This window comes from Paenibacillus piri, assembly GCF_004354045.1.
Classification (GTDB): domain Bacteria; phylum Bacillota; class Bacilli; order Paenibacillales; family NBRC-103111; genus Paenibacillus_S; species Paenibacillus_S piri.
Map to the genome: position 1 here is coordinate 234,239 of NZ_SMRT01000007.1, position 18,030 is coordinate 252,268.

Annotated in this window: 18 protein-coding genes; 1 reads left to right on the forward strand and 17 read right to left on the reverse strand. The window is 52.4% G+C overall.

What is annotated here, in order from left to right; all coding sequences use genetic code 11:
- Positions 1 to 165: 165 nt before the first annotated feature.
- The 16 genes from recO to E1757_RS16810 all read right to left on the reverse strand — a co-directional run bounded on the left by recO (position 166) and on the right by E1757_RS16810 (position 13,491).
- Entirely contained in the window at positions 166 to 912 is a 747-nt protein-coding gene (gene recO / locus E1757_RS16735; RefSeq protein ID WP_133230110.1) for a DNA repair protein RecO, read from the reverse strand.
- A 50-nt stretch (positions 913 to 962) separates the two neighbouring features.
- The gene (locus tag E1757_RS16740; protein WP_133230112.1) at positions 963 to 1,097 is read right to left on the reverse strand and encodes a YqzL family protein; all 135 of its coding nucleotides are present in this window, start codon (positions 1,095 to 1,097) and stop codon (positions 963 to 965) included.
- A 133-nt stretch (positions 1,098 to 1,230) separates the two neighbouring features.
- Positions 1,231 to 2,139 (reverse strand): GTPase Era, encoded by a 909-nt coding sequence (era, locus tag E1757_RS16745; protein ID WP_133230115.1) that lies wholly within the window; start codon positions 2,137 to 2,139, stop codon positions 1,231 to 1,233.
- The gene (gene cdd, locus E1757_RS16750; RefSeq protein WP_133230117.1) at positions 2,136 to 2,552 is read right to left on the reverse strand and encodes a cytidine deaminase; all 417 of its coding nucleotides are present in this window, start codon (positions 2,550 to 2,552) and stop codon (positions 2,136 to 2,138) included. The genes era and cdd overlap by 4 nt, the downstream gene beginning before the upstream one ends.
- 55 nt (positions 2,553 to 2,607) lie before the next feature.
- A complete protein-coding gene (locus E1757_RS16755; RefSeq protein ID WP_133230119.1) occupies positions 2,608 to 3,309 on the reverse strand; it encodes a diacylglycerol kinase family protein in 702 nt (233 codons plus the stop codon).
- Complete coding sequence (ybeY, locus tag E1757_RS16760; protein WP_133230121.1) at positions 3,306 to 3,881, reverse strand: rRNA maturation RNase YbeY; 576 nt, start codon at positions 3,879 to 3,881, stop codon at positions 3,306 to 3,308. The genes E1757_RS16755 and ybeY overlap by 4 nt, the downstream gene beginning before the upstream one ends.
- Complete coding sequence (locus E1757_RS16765; RefSeq protein ID WP_133230122.1) at positions 3,878 to 6,133, reverse strand: HD family phosphohydrolase; 2,256 nt, start codon at positions 6,131 to 6,133, stop codon at positions 3,878 to 3,880. The genes ybeY and E1757_RS16765 overlap by 4 nt, the downstream gene beginning before the upstream one ends.
- Positions 6,134 to 6,180: 47 nt before the next feature.
- A complete protein-coding gene (locus tag E1757_RS16770) occupies positions 6,181 to 7,146 on the reverse strand; it encodes a PhoH family protein (protein ID WP_246079227.1) in 966 nt (321 codons plus the stop codon).
- 31 nt (positions 7,147 to 7,177) lie between these two features.
- Positions 7,178 to 8,374: a sporulation protein YqfD gene (gene yqfD, locus E1757_RS16775; protein ID WP_425464847.1), complete on the reverse strand. Its 1,197-nt coding sequence runs from the start codon at positions 8,372 to 8,374 to the stop codon at positions 7,178 to 7,180.
- 5 nt (positions 8,375 to 8,379) lie between these two features.
- A complete protein-coding gene (gene yqfC / locus E1757_RS16780) occupies positions 8,380 to 8,658 on the reverse strand; it encodes a sporulation protein YqfC (protein WP_133230126.1) in 279 nt (92 codons plus the stop codon).
- Between the two features lie 321 nt (positions 8,659 to 8,979).
- On the reverse strand, positions 8,980 to 9,465 hold the full coding sequence (locus tag E1757_RS16785; protein ID WP_133230128.1) for a hypothetical protein: 486 nt from the start codon (positions 9,463 to 9,465) through the stop codon (positions 8,980 to 8,982).
- A 75-nt stretch (positions 9,466 to 9,540) separates the two neighbouring features.
- Positions 9,541 to 10,530, reverse strand: coding sequence for a flotillin-like protein FloA (floA, locus tag E1757_RS16790; RefSeq protein ID WP_133230130.1), 990 nt, complete (start codon positions 10,528 to 10,530; stop codon positions 9,541 to 9,543).
- Positions 10,531 to 10,624: 94 nt separating this feature from the next.
- Positions 10,625 to 12,022, reverse strand: coding sequence for an NfeD family protein (locus tag E1757_RS16795; RefSeq protein ID WP_133230132.1), 1,398 nt, complete (start codon positions 12,020 to 12,022; stop codon positions 10,625 to 10,627).
- A 387-nt stretch (positions 12,023 to 12,409) separates the two neighbouring features.
- The gene (locus tag E1757_RS16800; protein WP_133230134.1) at positions 12,410 to 12,853 is read right to left on the reverse strand and encodes a GatB/YqeY domain-containing protein; all 444 of its coding nucleotides are present in this window, start codon (positions 12,851 to 12,853) and stop codon (positions 12,410 to 12,412) included.
- 12 nt (positions 12,854 to 12,865) lie between these two features.
- Positions 12,866 to 13,039, reverse strand: a complete 174-nt coding sequence (rpsU, locus tag E1757_RS16805) for a 30S ribosomal protein S21 (protein WP_010491812.1) — start codon at positions 13,037 to 13,039, stop codon at positions 12,866 to 12,868.
- Between the two features lie 107 nt (positions 13,040 to 13,146).
- Positions 13,147 to 13,491 carry a histidine triad nucleotide-binding protein gene (locus E1757_RS16810; RefSeq protein WP_133230136.1) on the reverse strand — a complete coding sequence of 115 codons (345 nt, stop codon included), beginning with the start codon at positions 13,489 to 13,491 and terminating at the stop codon, positions 13,147 to 13,149.
- 201 nt (positions 13,492 to 13,692) lie between these two features.
- Between E1757_RS16810 and E1757_RS16815 the strand changes: the two genes are divergently transcribed.
- Positions 13,693 to 15,642 carry an FAD-dependent oxidoreductase gene (locus E1757_RS16815; protein ID WP_133230138.1) on the forward strand — a complete coding sequence of 650 codons (1,950 nt, stop codon included), beginning with the start codon at positions 13,693 to 13,695 and terminating at the stop codon, positions 15,640 to 15,642.
- A gap of 67 nt (positions 15,643 to 15,709) precedes the next feature.
- Here E1757_RS16815 and E1757_RS16820 read toward each other — a convergent pair whose 3' ends face one another.
- On the reverse strand, positions 15,710 to 17,935 hold the full coding sequence (locus tag E1757_RS16820; protein WP_133230140.1) for a stalk domain-containing protein: 2,226 nt from the start codon (positions 17,933 to 17,935) through the stop codon (positions 15,710 to 15,712).
- Positions 17,936 to 18,030: the final 95 nt, after the last annotated feature.

Consider the following 18,030-nt stretch of genomic DNA (forward strand, 5'->3'; position numbering starts at 1 on the left):
CCCTCCCTGCTTCTACAATTCTGAGTTTGAAAGCAACGCCAAAAAAAATATCCCGCCCCCAAGCCCCGATAAGACTTTTGACGAGAAATCGTCTTTTTATGTTAATATATCATATTACCAAAGCGGTTTAAAAATGTCAAAGATAGTTTGACGAATCGCGCAACTTTATACGCCGTACTTGTCCATCTGATCCAAAAAATGCCTTGATTTGAGCGCCAGACCGACATGCGTGTCAAAGTATCCGCGCATTAGCCGCTTAAGGCTTTCCTTCGTCTCCGGCTTGACGTCGATCTGTCCGAGCCGCCTTATATCCATCTGCGCGAACAGCCTCAGCAGCTTCAGCAGTCCGGCCGACAATGGGAGCGCTTGCTGATCCTTGGCGCGGCAGCGGCTGCACAGTATGCCGCCCAGCGCGGCGCTGAAGCTCATATCGCCCTCCGCATTGCGGCAGGAGACGCATTCCTCCAGCTCCGGCTGGTAGCCGGCCAGCATCCATATTTTCATTTCATATATATGACTGATAATCTGCATATCCTTGCCGGTCTCCAGCCCGTGAAGGGCGGCAGCAAGCTGCTCGTATAAAAATGCGCTAGCTTCCTGATCGCCCAGCATCCGGTCGGTCAGCTCAGCCATATAGGAAGCATAAGCCGCCATATGCAGATCCTCGCGTATATGATGATGAGATTCCACGATTTCCGCATGATTCAACGTTCCGAGCTGCCCCGATTTAAAAAACAAATAGTCGCCGCAGGTAAACAACTGGGCAACCGAGGAAAAACGGCTCTTTACTTTTTTGGCGCCGCGCACGATGACAGCCGCTTTACCCATTTCGCGGGTAAACAATGTAATGATTTTGTTGCCTTCCCCATAGTCCATGCTGCGGATGACAATCCCTTGCACACGGTACTGCATCGCCCGTTTCCCCCAAGCCTTAATTAAGAATCCGACTATATATCATAAGGCTATTGTATCACATCATCCTCTTCCGCTTCCTCTTCCGGATCGTCTTCCTCGGCTGGTGCGGCTATTTCCTTATAAAGCAAATAAGCATCCACATCACCGGTTATTGAAAAATACTTCCACGAAAAATCTCTCATGATGTATCATTCCCCTCTCCTAACAGCTTGCGAAGCAAAAAACTTCGAAGCTAGACGGTGCCTGTTGATACGATTAGGATGGTACGAAAGACGCGGAAGTATGCGATACAATAACTGGTACGGGGTGGACGGACTATTCGTCGCGGAAGCCGAGATCCCGCAGCACCCGCTCGTGATTGCGCCAATCTTTTTTCACTTTTACCCATAGCTCGAGAAACGTTTTGGAGCCTAGCAGAGCCTCGATATCATGCCGCGCTTTTTGCCCGACCTCTTTGAGGAGCGCGCCTTTTTTGCCGATGATGATGCCTTTTTGCGAATCGCGTTCGACATATATGACGGCCGAAATATGGACGACGCCGTTTTTCTCCGCCTTCATATCCTCGATCGAGACGGCGATCGAATGCGGGATTTCCTCCCGGGTCAGATGCAAAATCTTTTCCCGAATCAGCTCGGCGCAGACGAACTGCTCCGGATGGTCGGTCACCTGATCGGCCGGATAATACTGAGGGCCCTCGGGCAAAAACTTCGTAACCTGCTCCAGCAGCGTTGTGACATTGTTGCCCTGAATCGCCGAGATCGGGACGATTTCGGCAAAGTCGTACAAGTCCTTGTACGTAGTAATGACTGGAAGAAGCGCTTCCGGCTGTACCTGATCGATTTTGTTCATCACCAAAATAACCGGCGTTTTTACTTTTTTTAAATTTTCGATAATAAATCGGTCGCCGCCGCCCAAACCTTCCACAACGTCGATCAAAAACAAGATCGCATCGACTTCGCTGAGCGAGCCTTCGGCAATTTTCATCATATGCTCGCCAAGCTTGGACGTAGGCTTATGGATGCCCGGCGTATCCAGAAAGACGATTTGCGCATCGTTCGTCGTATAGACGCCGTGGATTTTATTGCGCGTCGTTTGCGGCTTGTCCGACATAATTGCGATTTTTTGCCCGATCACTTGATTCATCAGCGTCGATTTGCCCACATTCGGGCGGCCGATAATGGCGACAAAGCCTGATTTATATGCTTGTTTGGCTGGTGATGTCATGATTCGATTCCTCCATTGAGATCGTTGCTTGTAAAAGCGCCCGGCAATAGCCCGGCAACGGTCGTAACCGTAATGTCCCCGTTTAAGTTGGCCATATAAACCGGCATATCCGGCGCACACAGCTCAATCAGAACTTGGCGGCAGACGCCGCAGGGCGCGATCGGCTGCTGCGTGTCGCCGATGACGGCGATCGCCTGAAATGAACGCGGCGCCGCTCCGTCGGCAATCGCCCGAAACAGGGCGGTTCGTTCCGCGCAGTTGGTCGGTCCGTAGGCCGCATTTTCCACATTGCAGCCCAGATGAACCTGCCCGTCGGTCCCCAGCAGCGCGCTGCCCACTTTAAACTGCGAATACGGAACGTACGCCCTCTCTCTTGCTTCTCTCGCCCATGCGACAAGCTGCTTCGGCTCCATGCCGGTCACCCCTTTTTATGTAATGAAACCGACTTGCACTTTGAAATTCAGAAAGCTATAAATGGACCAGGTAATAGGCCAGCACGGCAACAAAGCTGCCGATGACAGCCCCCGCCACCAGGGAAGGAGCGGACCGGTTGCGCTTATCATACAGCACGAGCAGCACGAGCAGCGCCAGCAAGTAGGCCAATAACGCAATTAACGTGACGGTCACATAGCTCGTAATAAACGTTGCGATCGCAAAAGCGACTGCCGCCAATAGGCTAGGCTGCGTACGGTTGCCTTTTGTTGAAAACCGTGTCTCGACCACGATAACCGTCAAAATAACAAGACTCAGCAGCACCCAGACCATTCCCGCGGAAAACGTGTGGCCTTCGGCCGCTCGGACATGCCGGAACAGCCGGTCGACCGGCTCGTAAAATACGATCATCCCGACCATAGCGGCAAAAGCCGCAGACACCAATACGGAGGCTGCGGCGACGTCCTTGGCTATTTTGGCGAGCGGATGCTGCTCCGGCATCGCCAGATCTACAGCCTTTTCAACGGCCGTGTTAATCAGCTCCGTGACGATCATCAAGGTGACGGCCAACAAGATGAACAAGATTTCCAGCTTCGGCAATCCCAAGTATAATGCCAGCAGCAGCACGACAAAAGCGGCGAAAAAATGGAACTTCATGTTGCGCTGAGTAAATAAGGCGTATTTGACTCCTTCATAAGCGAACCGGAAGCTTCTGTGCCACTTTACCTTCGGTCTCACCTGAAAAGACCTGCCTGCTGCAAAATAAGCTCTTGCTTCGCGAACATTTCTTTCTCCGCTTCCTCGTCCTGATGGTCGTAACCGATCAAATGAAGAAAGCCGTGAACGAACAAAAATCCGAGCTCGCGCTCTACGGAATGTCCGTAATCCTCGCTTTGCGCGATGGCGCGCGGCACGGAAATAATAATGTCACCGAGCGGCTCGTCGAACATCGCTTCCATGCCCTCCTCCGCATCGGTCCCTTCGACATCCTCTCCGTAGGCATCAAGCCGTTCCCCGTCGCGCAAATCGCCGTCTTGAACGAAATCGCGGTCAGCGTACACGATTTCCAACTCGTCTTCTCCGACTTCCTGCATCGCAAAGGAAAGCACGTCCGTCGGCCTGTCGATGCCGCGGTACTCCTTGTTCAGCCGGTGAATTTCCGCATCGTCCACAAAGGTTAGCGCCACCTCGCCCTCGTTCACATGCTCCATTTCTCCGGCAAGCTGGAGCAGCTGCTCCAGCTTGGCGATAAACGCCGGCGACATTTCGTATTCATGCTGTTCATTATTCCATTCCAAACGTAAGCTCATGCCTTTAACTCCTTTTTGCCCGCTTCGTTGTTTCCCGCCTGCCCCGGCAAATCGTTAGGATATTCGATCCTTGAATGAAAAATCCCGAGCAATGTTTCGTTCAACGTTTTTGCGATTTGATCCAGCTCTTTAATCGTCAGATCGCATTCGTTAAACTGTCCGTCATCGAGCCGGTTCTTCACAATTTTGCGCACCATCGAATCGATCTGCTCCAGCGTCGGGTTGCGCAGGGAACGGACAGCCGCTTCCACACAGTCGGCGATTCCGACGATAGCGGCCTCCTTGGACTGCGCCTTGGGGCCGGGATAGCGGAAATCGGCTTCCTCCACCGGCTTCGTCTGCCCTTCGGCCTCGGCCATTTTCTTCGCCTTATGATAAAAGAACTGGAGCAGCGTCGTACCGTGGTGCTGCTCCGCGATATCGCGGATCTGCTTCGGAATATGATGCTCCTTCTGCATCTCGACACCGTCGCGAGCGTGCGCCACAATAATGGACTTGCTTAAGTTCGGATCCATCTTGTCATGCGGATTTTCGATGTTCGATTGGTTCTCGATAAAATAAATCGGCCGCTTCGTCTTGCCGATATCATGGTAGTACGCGCCTACGCGGCACAGCAAGCCGTTGGCGCCGATCGCCTCGGCGGCGGCCTCCGACAAATTGCCGACCATGATGCTGTGATGATACGTCCCCGGTGTCTCCGTCAGCAGCTTGCGCAGCAGCGGATGATTCGGGTTCGACAGCTCCACCAGCTTGAGCGGCGACAAAATGCCGAATGCGGCTTCGAAAAAGGGCAGCAGCCCGATCACAATGACCGCGGTCAACAGGCCGCCGCCCACCGTAAACGCCAGGGCGAACAGGATGCTGCGCTTCGTTTCGTGATCATCCAGCAGCAGCAGCGAGCCGACCAGCACCATGCCGAGCAGCGCAATGATCATCCCCGCTTTCAAAATCGAGGAACGCTGACTCGCGCGCTGTATCGAAAAAATGGCGGCGAACGAAGCGGCAAGCGTTAACAGCCCGTACCGGAAATCGAACGGCTGCAAATGATCCGTATTGAAAATAACGCTCGACATGACCGCGAATACGACGGCTGCGATAAACGATATGCTGGTATCCAAAAGAATCGTGATCAGCATTGCCCCCATCGCGGAGGGAGCCAAAAAGCCGATATGCGGATAATCCAGATTTTGCGCCAACGCAAATATTTTCATGCCGAAAATGGTAATAAGCAGTATAAGAACGAGCATCAACAGCTGCGTATTGTTCGATTTGATCGGCAGCGCGCTTTGCCGCACAAACATATAAATCGCCAGAGAGAACATCGATACAAACAGCAGAAGCCCGATTTTAGGCAAATTGCTCGATTCGTCCTTCAGCATTTCCAGAGCGTTTAATCGCGCATACAGCTCTTCGGTGATCGTTTCGCCTTTTTTGACCAGTACTTCGTTTTTGTTAATAATGACCGGCTTCACGTTGTCGCGCGCATGGCCCTTCGCTTCGTCCGTTCCCTTCTGATCGAAAAACTTGTTGGGCGTAATCGCGGCCCGCACGAGCTCCTGCACCATTTCCCGGGAAGAGCTCTTGGTCAGCGTCGAGCTGTTCACCAGCTCCGCCACTTTCGCCCTTACGGCTTGGGCGTCGATGATTTGATCGTTCATCAGCCGATTGACGATATCTTTGGCGACCGGCTCCATGACCGTCAAATCTTCCTTGAGCAGACGAGGCATTTTATAGTACGTTTCCTCGGGTATCCGGTACTGCTGCTCGGCGATTTTTTTCCTCATTTCCTCCAGCATCGCCTCGTTATACTGGCCGCTGCCGGAGTATGACTTGAGCAGCTTGTCGGTATGATCCTGAACGATGTTCGGAATCACGGTTTTAAAAATATTGACCTTGTCGCCAAGCGTCACCTCGGCGTCCGCATTGATCTGCTGCAGCTTTTCAAAAATCGTTTCCACGAGCGTGTCGTTTTTCAGCGACACGATTTTGTAAACGGGCTGGACGCGCTGTGCGGCATCCTCCTTGGACTGCTCCGTAGCGACGGCATTTTCGATCGCCCGGGGCGCCAGTATATCTTTCTCCGCCAGCGATCCTTTCTGGATATCGTACGTTTGCGGAATAATTTTGCTCGTTAACGCCGAATAGAACACGGCGGTAAGCAATAAAAACAGAAGAAAGCGCACAAGGGCGCTGTATTTCCATCCTGCCAATCGGTATTGAAATTTTCCTTGAATGGATACCTGGTTTTTCATGCGAAAGGTCAGCCCTTTCTCTGCTCCTCCACAATTAGAGCATCAAGCTATTTCTCTTGATCCATATGGTAAGCAACGATGATTTTTTGTACCAAGGAATGTCTGACAACGTCGGCGTCGGAAAACTCAATGAACCCAATTTCTTCAATATTTTTCAAGATGCGCTGCGCTTCCACGAGACCCGAGTTTTTGCCGCGCGGCAGGTCGATCTGGGTCACGTCTCCGGTGATAACCATCTTCGAGCCGAAGCCAAGACGGGTTAAAAACATTTTCATCTGCTCGGGTGTTGTATTTTGCGCTTCGTCCAAAATAATAAAAGAGTCGTCCAGCGTTCTTCCCCGCATGTAGGCGAGCGGAGCGATCTCGATGAGGCCGCGCTCCAACGACTTGAGCACCTGTTCGGGTCCCAGCACGTCGTTAAGAGCATCATACAATGGGCGCAGATACGGGTCAACCTTTTCCTGTAGATCGCCGGGCAAAAAGCCGAGGCTCTCTCCCGCTTCAACCGCAGGCCGCGTCAGCACGATCCGCTTTACCTTGCCTTCCTTGAGCGCGGCGACCGCAAGCACGACCGCTATATATGTTTTTCCCGTACCGGCGGGACCGATACCGAACACAATATCCAGCTTTTTTATGGTCGAAACATACTGCTTTTGTCCGATCGTCTTGACCCGGATGGGCTTGCCCTTATAGGTAACGGCTATGTCCCCTTTGAATAAATCGAGCAATTGATCCGCTTTCATCTGCTTTGCCAGCTCCAGCGCATACAATACGTCGCGTTCGTTTAATATATAATTATTGCGCACCAGCTCCAGCAATACTTCAAACAGCTGCTGCACCGACTGCAGTTCGCCGGGTTCCCCCTGAATGACGATGTCTTCCTCGCGCGATTGAATTTTTGCGTGGGTGTGCTGCTCGATCAAATGGAGAAATTTGTCCTGGGGACCGAACAGTGCGAGTCCTTCCGCCGTATTTTTCAAAGCGATTTTTACATAATTACCTTTTCCGATCAACAGGCCTCTTCTCCTTCGAATTATGCAGGTGTTAGGGTGCAGGCATTATGGGCAGTTCTTGCGCGATCGATTCTTCGACCTCCAAATGTGCTTCCATATAAACTTTACCATTCTCCGTCTTTTCATGCAAAATTTTTTCGCTCACGACCTTCGCATCTTTTCCAGCCGCTGCCAAAATTTCGCCCTTCGCCTGCTCCAAACCGCGCGCCTTGGCCTCTTGAGGATCGACAGGCTGCTCGACGACTCCCACCTCCATCACCCGTTCGCGGAGCCAGCCTACAGGCAGCACAAAGTCTCTCCACTGCAGCGTCTTACGCTCCGACTGCGCCTCGAATTGCTGGTACGGAATATTCCCGTATCCGGTGAGCTGCAGCGCACGGCTGCCGATTACGAGGTAAAACCGTTTGCGCACGTCGCCCGTGTATACTTTATACTGCTGCACGAGCGGCACTTCGATTTTCGGCGCATACCAGACCAAGCCTTTCACCTGGCCGGATGCGACTACGCTTTTCTGGTAGGCCCCTTCGCCTAAAATACCGGAAATCAAAATATCTCCTTTTTTCACGTACATATTCGGTTTGGCGACGGGGCGCCCTTTTTCGGCAAAAATGGAGGTGATCATAGCGCTCTTCGATGCGATCAGATGGCGCGGGTTGAGCAGCGGCGGCTTATCGGGGATGACGGCCTCGACCACTTTGATGGTCACATGCGTGCCGTGCAGCTCGACTCCGACCCATGCCGCTTCCGGCAGCTTGTCCTGCAAGCTTTTGGACAGCTCGGAGGCGCTTTTCAATCGGAACTTCCATTGCAGCTTGTAAACGCCCTCCTCTTTGGCCGCCTGCAAAATGGCGTTTTTATCGATATGCTCGTTCCCTTCGACATTGACCTGCCATACGATCGAGGAAAGAAGGTAGATGCCGATAACAAAACCGATCATTCCCGCGACAAAAAGCTTGCGCTTCTCCAGTCTGTCCAGTACGAACGGAAACCCGTGCCGCCGCAGGACATGAAACCGGCAGCCTGTCTCTTTTAAGAGCGGGCGAAGCCGGAAAAAATCTTTTATCGTAATGTACAGCTCGGCATGGGAGTCGCCGCGAAACCGAATGTCCCAAATCGACAGCCGCTTCTCGGTGGACCGGTTAATCAGCCGCTCCAGATGCTCGCCTCTCACTTCAATCAAAACATAGCCACGCAGCGCTAACAGGATCGATGTCTTCAAAACAGGCACCCTCTTTACGGATAAAATTTGATCTCTCCAATGACCCCTTCGACTAATACTTCCTCGGTTAAAATGGCCCGGATGACGAGCTCCTTGCCGTGCACCTCCAGCCTTCCTTTCGGAAATGCAAGCAGCAGCCTGTCGCTTGAAAAATGCAGCACGCCGCGGTGATTCTCGATATACAGCTGCACGTTGCCGATCATCGTCATCCGCGGCAAGTCCATCGCAACATCTTGGGGGAGGTCCAGCAGCTTGGTTGTGAATTGGTTGAACCTTCGTGGCACACTGCGCATTTTTTCCCTCCTAAAAACTTTCTGAAAGAAAGTTAGCGTCGTAAGCGATACTTAGTTTTTGCGGGGCAAAAACTGCTACGTAAGCATAAGCTTAACTTTCTCAAGGAAAGTTAGCGTCGTAAGCGATACTCCGTTTTTGCGGGCAAAAACTGCTTCGTAAACGGTACTGTGTTTGCATCGGCATTGCCGGATTTCACATACATCCAAAAACATAGGCTATTTACACCATATGCGCCAAAATGCAGGAATATGAAAACACGGCAAAAAGCGCCGGTCGACCAACCTGCGGCTGGTACCGGCGCTTTGCAAATAATAAAATGATTATTTTATTTTCCGATATGGCTTCTTGGCCCTGGGAGGCCCTAATATTTCCGCCCACATGATGCCCTGCGCGAGCTTGTCGGCATCAAACACAGATGAACGGGATGCGTGCGGTTCTGCGGCCGCATATGCGTTATCCGTATGTTTAGGCATCGAGATCTCGCCCTTCCTCATATCGATGTCCGACTGCTGCCAAACATCGACCTCCGATGATTCGTGTTTATATTCTGGCGCATGGCGAGGTTCAGGACGCGGTCGCGGCTGGGCATCCTCGCCTCTTGCACGGCCTTCTTCCTGTCCGGGCCGCTTGGCTGTCGTGATCGTCGGCGTCGTACCGCCGCCCCATCCGCCGGGGCCGCCCCCAAACGGCGGCATCGACTTCTTTGGCGGCTGGCTGCCCTTAGAGCGCTTAATAAGACCGCTGAGCAAAAAGAACGCCACCACCGCCAAATACCAGTTATTCAAAATAAACTCGATCAGCTTCATGCCGTCACCCTCCTCTCGCGGCAGAATGAACTATTTGGATCGGGATGGAAAGCATTTTGCGTGGTGTTAATCCCGTTAATCCTGACCATTCTGCTTGCCGTTCTCATTCATTTTGCCCAAAGAGGAGCGCATTTGCGTATCCGCATCGATATTTTTCAAATTCATGTAATCCATGACGCCTAGTTGGCCGCTGCGCAGCGCCTCGGCCATCGCGAGCGGAACCTGCGATTCGGATTCGACTACCTTCGCTTTCATTTCCACAACGCGCGCTTTCATTTCCTGCTCCTGCGCTACGGCCATCGCGCGGCGTTCCTCCGCCTTCGCCTGGGCGATCCGTTTATCCGCTTCCGCCTGCTCGGTTTGCAGATTAGCCCCGATATTTTTACCTACATCGACATCGGCGATATCAATGGATAAAATTTCGAAAGCCGTTCCCGCATCCAGTCCTTTTCCCAGTACCGTACGGGATATCAAATCTGGATTTTCAAGCACGTCCTTATGGGAATCCGACGAACCCACTGTCGTTACTATTCCTTCGCCGACCCGGGCGATGATCGTTTCTTCCCCAGCGCCCCCGACCAAACGCTCGATATTCGCGCGTACGGTGACGCGTGCGATGACCTTCACTTCAATCCCGTTTTTCGCGACCGCCGAAACCGTAGGCGTCTCGATAACGCGCGGGTTAACGCTCATTTGCACGGCCTGCAGTACGTCCCGCCCGGCCAAATCGATCGCTGCCGCGCGCTCGAACGGAAGAAGAATATTCGCCCGGTGAGCGGCGATCAGCGCATTCACGACACGGTCAACGTTACCGCCGGCAAGAAAATGGCTTTCCAGCTGGTTGATCGAAATATCGATCCCTGCCTTGGTCGCCTTGATCATCGGGTTGACGATCCGGCTCGGAATAACGCGGCGCAACCGCATGGCAACCAAAGTAATGATGCCGATGCGCACCCCTGAAGCAAGCGCCGAAATCCATAGCATAATCGGAACAAAGCTGAGAAACACGGACAGCGCAATAATGATCACGGCTGCCAACAAAAAAATATACACGATCGAATCCATTCAAATACCCTCCCGGTTACATAAATTAGGGGTGCCCGCTCGTCAGCTGCAAACGGGCACCATGTTCCACTTATTTTACAAATGGTTTGCGATTTTATTCAGGCCCGTTCTCATCGGCGGCGCGTACGACAATCCTCGCGCCCTCCACCCGGATGATGACCACCCGTTGGCGGGCCGGAATGAACTCACCGCCGGTAACGGCATCGATCCGCTCATCGTCCACGATAATCGTGCCTGCCGGGCGCAGCGGCGTGAGCGCTTGACCCGACCTGCCAAGCAGATCGGATCGGATCGATGTCGATGTAAACCCCTGCTCCGTCGTCAGCTTTTCCCGGAGTATAAAACGGTTCCATACGCCGCGATGCTTGAAGTATTTGATGAAGATGGCTACAACAATGACGGCAAGCACAAAGGCGCCGGATAAATTCAAGGCCGCCTGCTTCGTATTATTCGCCGCCATGATGACGCTGGTGAACAAACAGGCGATTCCGATAAAGCCCAAGATGCCGAAGCTGGATACAAAAATTTCAATAATGAGCAGTACGACGCCGATCACAAAGAGCGCAATGTCCTCCACCCCCGCAAAGCCGTTAATATAATTGCCGAAAAAGTAAAGCCCGAAGCCAAGCAGACCGATAATTCCCGGCACGCCGAAGCCCGGCACGAACAGCTCGATCGCAATGCCCGCAATTCCGAGAAACAACAAAATCATGGAAACCAGCGGTTGTGTAATAAACCGTGAAAAAGTTTCCGCCGGCGTCGGCTCGATATGCAGTACAGGATGACCCTCTCCGCCGATATACCGGATAACTTCATCCACATTGCCCGCAACAAGCTCCGCATAGCCTACTTTTACCGCTTCTTCGGCGGTCAGAGAGACGAGCTGGCCTTGAGGTACGGTTCGGGCAATTTCATTCATGGCGACTCCGGCGTTTTTATCCACCATCGCTTCTGCGATTTTCGGATTGCGGCCTCTTAATTCCGCCGCGGCACGCATTTCGCTCGACCAATGGGCTACGACCTTGGCATTGTCCACCTCGTTGCCCGAAACGTCCACGACGGCTGCGGCTCCGATCGAGCTGCCGGGCTCCATCGCGATTTTCCCTGCGTTCAAAGCGATATAGCTCCCTGCCGAGACCGCTTTTCCATGAACGTAGGCAATCGTCGGAATTTTGCTGCCGCGTACCATTTCCCCGATCGCTTCAGCCGAGTCGACTCTGCCGCCTAGTGTATTGATATCGAGAATAACATGGATGGCCCGCATCTCCTCGGCTTCTTTCAAAGCCCGGGACAAAAATTTGTGCAGACCGTTTTCGACGCTCTGGTGTACAGGAACGATGACAACCGGAGCCGCTGCAGGAGCCGAGGCACCAGGCTGAGCGGGCGGATTGACGTCGGCAAATGCAGTAAATCCCGGCAGCAGCAAAAGCAGCGTCAACAAAGCCAGAAAGCAAGCTCTCAGACACAGGCGGCCGTATTTCTTGATGACCATCCGGTAATCCCCTCCTTCCTTCATTTTTACGTAAGTTAAAAACTTGCTTCGATAGCATCTTACCATACTTACGTCAACGATAGCCGATTCGATTCAAACTTTCAAAACAAATCCCCGAAAGCGAAGCTTTCTCTGAAGCTTATTCCGAGTATTTTCAAAGGAGACCCCGGTTATCCACGGAAAACGGCAGCGCAGAACAAAGTCCCCCAAAAGTGACGTGAAGCTCTGAAGCCAATTCCGCTAACCCGTATCCACCGGGTTTCGTCAAGAGTGCAAGCAACTCTTGACCTTACTTTTGGGGGAGCCCCCGGTTATCCACAGAAATTTGCTGCGCATAATTTCCAAAAAAAAGAGCGCCCCCTTTTGCAGGAGCGCTCCTCTTGATTGCTAAATTAAATATTGTTGAACGGCCTGATTGACAAGCTTGCCATCCGCACGTCCTTTTACCTTCGGCATCAATGCACTCATAACTTTTCCCATATCCGCTTTAGAAGAAGCACCCACTTCTTGGATGGTCTGCTGTACAATGGCTTTTACTTCTTCTTCAGTCAACTGCTGCGGCAAGTACTCCATCAGAATATCGATTTCAGCCTTAACGGTTTCAGCCAGGTCGTCGCGACCGGCCTTTTCAAATTCTTGGAGGGAATCTTTACGCTGTTTGATCTCACGACTAAGCACGTCAAGTACTTCTTGGTCATCTAAGGTTTTCCGCTGATCTATTTCAATGTTCTTGATAGCAGCACGAACCATACGGATTACGGAGAGTTTAAACTTGGCCTGGCTCTTCATCGCGAGCTTCATATCTTCGTTTAATCTCTCGCTTAAGCTCATGGATTAAGCCTCCTAGAACTTTCTTTTACGAGCAGCCTCTGACTTCTTCTTGCGCTTGACGCTAGGCTTCTCATAATGCTTGCGTTTCTTAACCTCCGCTAGTACACCATCTTTTGCGATGGAGCGCTTAAAGCGACGAAGGGCAGCATCTATAGTTTCATTTTTGCGAACTCGAGTTTCTGACACCAGTTTTCCCTCCCTCCGAACAGACCGTCCAAGACGAAAAAAAGCAGTTCATCAAACTTCATTATATGGCAAACATAAAGTAGGTGTCAACCCAGAACCCATATAAATTAGATCGCGTTGAGCGGGCCCAATTTCGTCCCCGCAAGCAGGTGATAATGGATATGGAAAACGACCTGACCGCTGTCTGAACCGCAATTATTAATGAGTCTGTAACCACTTTCCGCGACGCCTTCTTGCCTTGCAATTTCTTGTGCGGCACGATGAACTTCCCCGATCAAGCCCCAATCGCCAGCCTCTACATCATTCATCGTAGGGATATGCTTCTTCGGGATAATTAAAATATGTACCGGCGCAGAAGGCTGAATATCATGGAAGGCCAGCACATGCTCGTTCTCGTACACTTTTTTCGATGGGACGGACCCCTCTACAATTTTACAAAATATGCAATCCAATTCAGACCCCCCTCTTCCATCCTGCATGTTTGAAAATGCGATACGTTTATCATAACGAATACTGCAAAAAAAATCCAGTCCGACGCTTTGACTCCGAAAAATGAAGCAAATCAAAATGCGGCAGACGTTTATAGACTGTCAGTCTAATATTGTATATAATAAAGCTATGCTAAATTTTTCCCAAATGAGGTGATTGTTCCTGTGAACCGGTTCATGCGCGCCGCCACGCGAAAAAAGCGCGAATTTATGACTGAGGTGGCTTTGCGGCTGTTTATGGAACGCGGATACGAGCAAGTATCGGTCGATGACATCATCGCTGCGACCCACACTTCGAAAGGAACTTTTTATCATTATTTCAAAGGCAAGGATGAGCTGCTGCGGGAATTTTCATACCGGCAGATGAAAACGATCCATCTATGGTCGGAAACGACGCCGGGGCAAGTGCTGTCACTGGAAGGTCATATTAACCGGCTGTTATTAGACCTGGCTTCTAATATTGACGCGCATCCCAAGCTGGTACGCAGCTTAATCGCTCTTTCCTTACAAAATGAAGCTTTGCAAGGCGTCGAAGAGGAGCAGTATCAGCTGCTGCTTGACCGGCTGCTGCGCTGGCTGCCCCATCCGGATAAAGCGATGCTGCTGCTCTCGGTATACCGGGGAACTTTATTGGCATGGTGCTCGCAAAACGATCATGACTTGACGGATCTGCTGCGGCGCAACCTGGCGTGGACCTGGTCCGGCTTGCGTTCCGGGCAAAATGCGGAGCTAATATCCGATAATTCAGGAAAGACTATGCCTGAGACAGCTTGGTTTGGACTTAAGGAAAAGGAGACGAGAAAAATGAAGGTTGCCATTATCGGTGGCGGTTTAGCCGGTTTGACCGCGGCCGCTTATTTGTCGGAGGAACCGGGAATTGAAGGCGTGCTGTTCGAACGCAGTCCGCAATGGGGAGGCCGAGCCTTTACCTACGAAAAAGCGGGATTCACGCTGAATTACGGGGCTCACGCGGTTTATGGCATCGACCGGCATGAGCTTACTGTGATGGAACGCGAGCTCGGGCTTTCGTTCAGCTCCAGACAGGTGGATAAGCGGAAGGTCATGTATGCGAAGCATGATCAGCTGACGCCCGCACCGCTCGACTTTGTGAACCTCATGCGGACGGAGCTGCTGAATCCGATGCAAAAGGTTCGTTTTGTAGGAGAGATTACAGCTATTATCGCCAACATACACAATTTGAAGCATTACGACACGCTCGGCGATTATTTGGCCCAGTCGGATGCCGACGAAGATCTCAAGGAGCTTTGGGAGCATCTGGTCTGCTCCAATTTCTTCATTACGCCGGAGGAAGCGCGCAATGTTTCCGGGCAAGTCATCAGCGAATATTATCACAACCTGTTTTTATCCGGACGTCCGGTCAACTATGTGCTCGGCAGCTGGGCTGTCATTACGAATCAGCTCAGACAAAAAATCGGCGTCTCCGGCAGATGGGAAATGGCGCTGAAGGAAGGCGTCGAGTCCGTCAGCTATGCGGATCACAAGTTTATGCTCAAAACGAAAAACCGCGAGCTCGGTTTTGATAAAGTTGTGTTCGCCATGCCGGTGCAGCAGATCGGCAAGCTGCTCAGAGGCTCGCCCTGGGAGCCGTTCCTTGCTCCGTACGAAAACAATACCGCAACCGAGGTTATGGTCTACGATATCGGCTTGAACCGCGTCGTCGCGCGACCTTTCAGCTATATAAGCGATATGGATAACAAGCTCTTTATCAGCGATGTTTCCGCTACCGACCATACTCTTGTGCCGGAAGGCGGGCAGCTGCTGCAGGGGATAGCTTACTTAACCGACAAGTTCGACGACGAAGAAATGCGAAAAGCATACCTGGACAGCAAAACGCAGCAAATGGAAGCTTTGTTCGACCATTATTATCCGGGATGGCGGGAAGAAACGGCCGTCAAGCGCGTATCGAAAAAGGCGATGGTGGCCAGCGTTAAAAACATCGTCTCCAACAAGCTGCTGCCGACGCGCATGGATCATGTTCCGTTTTATTTTTGCGGTGATGGCTGTGTCGGAAAGGGAGAATTGGCAGAGCGGGCGTTCTCCAGCGCGCGCGAGGTTGCGAAGTCCATTATGGAGCATATGAAGGTCGGTGTGTAGATGTCTTCAAGTCCGCAGACCGCAATCCGGTCAGGGCGCAGCTATCGGCAGGCCGGGACAATGAAGCTCAGGCGTTGCGGGGAATGAGGCTGTAAATGAGAGCAGCGACAGCTTTAAAGCTTCTGTACGCCAGTTGGTAAGATGAGGCGAGCTGCCGCCGGAGCCAACCCGATTCGGATGAATCGGGTTTTTGCTCGTTCAGCTGCAGCTGCGCGGAGCCGGGCGGTGAAGCTGCCGCGTCGGCGTCTTGTGAATAAGGCACGGCAGAGTCGGCCCGCTTCGATGGCGCATCGGCAACCGTGCCGTTCGCGCCGAACGGATTCACCGCCACGCCGCCCGCCGTTTGTATCAGCACAGTCCGCGTCTTCCCGTCCCACTGCAGCGATCCGCCGAAAGCTTCCCCGATAAACCGGGCCGGCGCCAGCGTACTGCCGTTGATCAGCTGGGCCGCCGCCTCCAGCTCCACGATCTTGCCGTTTACCGACGCTTGACGGTCGCCAATCTTGAACGATACGGTCGTATCGCCTTTCCTTCCGGTTGCGGTTCGAGTAGCCGCGTCCCAACTGACCGTCGCTCCCATCGATTCAAAAATCGCGCGCATCGGCGCCAGCGTACTGCCGTCCTTAATAACGGGCGGCTGCTCGTATTTTTGTAGCTTGCCGTTTATTTTCACGCTTACCTGGGAGGAGAGCGGGAATGACCGGCTCGCCGCTTTATTGCCCTCGCGGTTATACACGTCAAGCTTCAAAGTCGAGCCGTCCGGCACATCGTCCGCATCCAGCTCGATCCCGAACGGCGGCCCCGATTGGGTCTGAATCAGCTTCCCGTTGATCGAGTAGTCGATTTTTCCGATATAAATATCGGGTATTTTAACCCATGGGATCAGCTTTGTCCGTTCGGCGAAGGCCGGATCGCCGGCGGCGCCGGACAGCTTGATATAACCGGTCCGGTCGGCTGGCTTCGCCCCCTGCTCGACCTTGGACAAATAATAAGGCGCCGCGATCATTTTCGTATATAAAGCTTTCATCGCATCGTTGGCTCCGAGCAAATAATTGTTTCGGGACTCGCGGTTTTTTAAATCGACATTAAAGTAAGTGATCGATTTCAACCGCGGATATTTGAACGGCATTACCTCGTACAGCCTGTGCAAATTGAGCAGACCGTAATCCGTAAACGACTCCTGCGGGATATGCGCATAATGGGAAACCGCGGTTTCGCTGATCATCAGCGGCTTGCGGTCGGAGTACGTCTTGTATAAATAATCGAGCCGTTCGATCGGACTCGTCGCCTGCATGTTGCTTTGCGCAGGATCGCCGTTCTCGTAAGGCTCCGTGTACATGCTGACGCCAACCCAATCCACATAGTCGTCCCCCGGGTAATAAACATCCATCGAATAGGCAGGCACGTCGCCGGGGCTCCATACCATCGCCACATTCGGCGCCTCCTCGGCCATGACGTCGTGAACGAGACGGAATTTTTCGATATATTTTTGCGGATCGCCGTGCCATACCACCCAATCGCCGTTCATTTCGCTTGCATAGCGCAAAAAGACCGGGATCCCGGATGCTTTGGCCGCTTTGGCCCATTCCCGCAAATGCGCATCGTCCTTAACCGAATCAAGGCCCTTGCTTGGTTCCCACGCAATCTGCAGCGCCGCTCCGGCTTCTTTGGCCCGCGCCGCATACTGCTTTGGAAACGCATTGTCATAAGGAGAGTAAGCCAAGTATAATGCATGCTGCTTTCCGTAAATGGCCGTTGATTTGGTGAACTGATTTTGCATCGCCGGGTCCTGCTCGGAGTACATGCCGATATAAATGCCGTATTCGGGTTCGAATTTGGCCAGCTTGCCGTTGGACGGAGCAGCCTGGCGCTTCAGCAGCTCCTCGTCCCGGGTGGACATGTACACATCCGAAATAGTACGGATTTGCTCGGCGCGCTGCAGATCGACGGCCCCCCAGTCTTTGCCGAATTTAAGCCAATATTCGTTTTCAAGCTCATAGTAATGAATCGCGTTCTCGTAATCCTGGATTTTATCATAATATTCATCCAGCTTTCCGCAAAACAACGCGGCGTTCTGCCAATCTCCCGTGGAAGCGTAGTGCTCGACAAGGTATTTCCAATGCGGCACCGCCTCTTCCGGCTTTCCGCTGCCGACCGCCGCCTCCGCCGCTTTCCAGCGATCCCAAACCGGGTCAGCCTGAACCGTTGTTGCTCCCGCCAACAAGCCTGCAGCCAATACAAGTGCTGCCGCCCTTTTGAACAAGCGGGATTTGCGCAGATGCTGAAACGCCATACCCGATCCCCTCCCATCAAATAAAAATAAAACGCTTATGCCGCCGGACAATGAATACAGCTGGACGCAGCGGATAAGCGCTTGTACGGTTTACC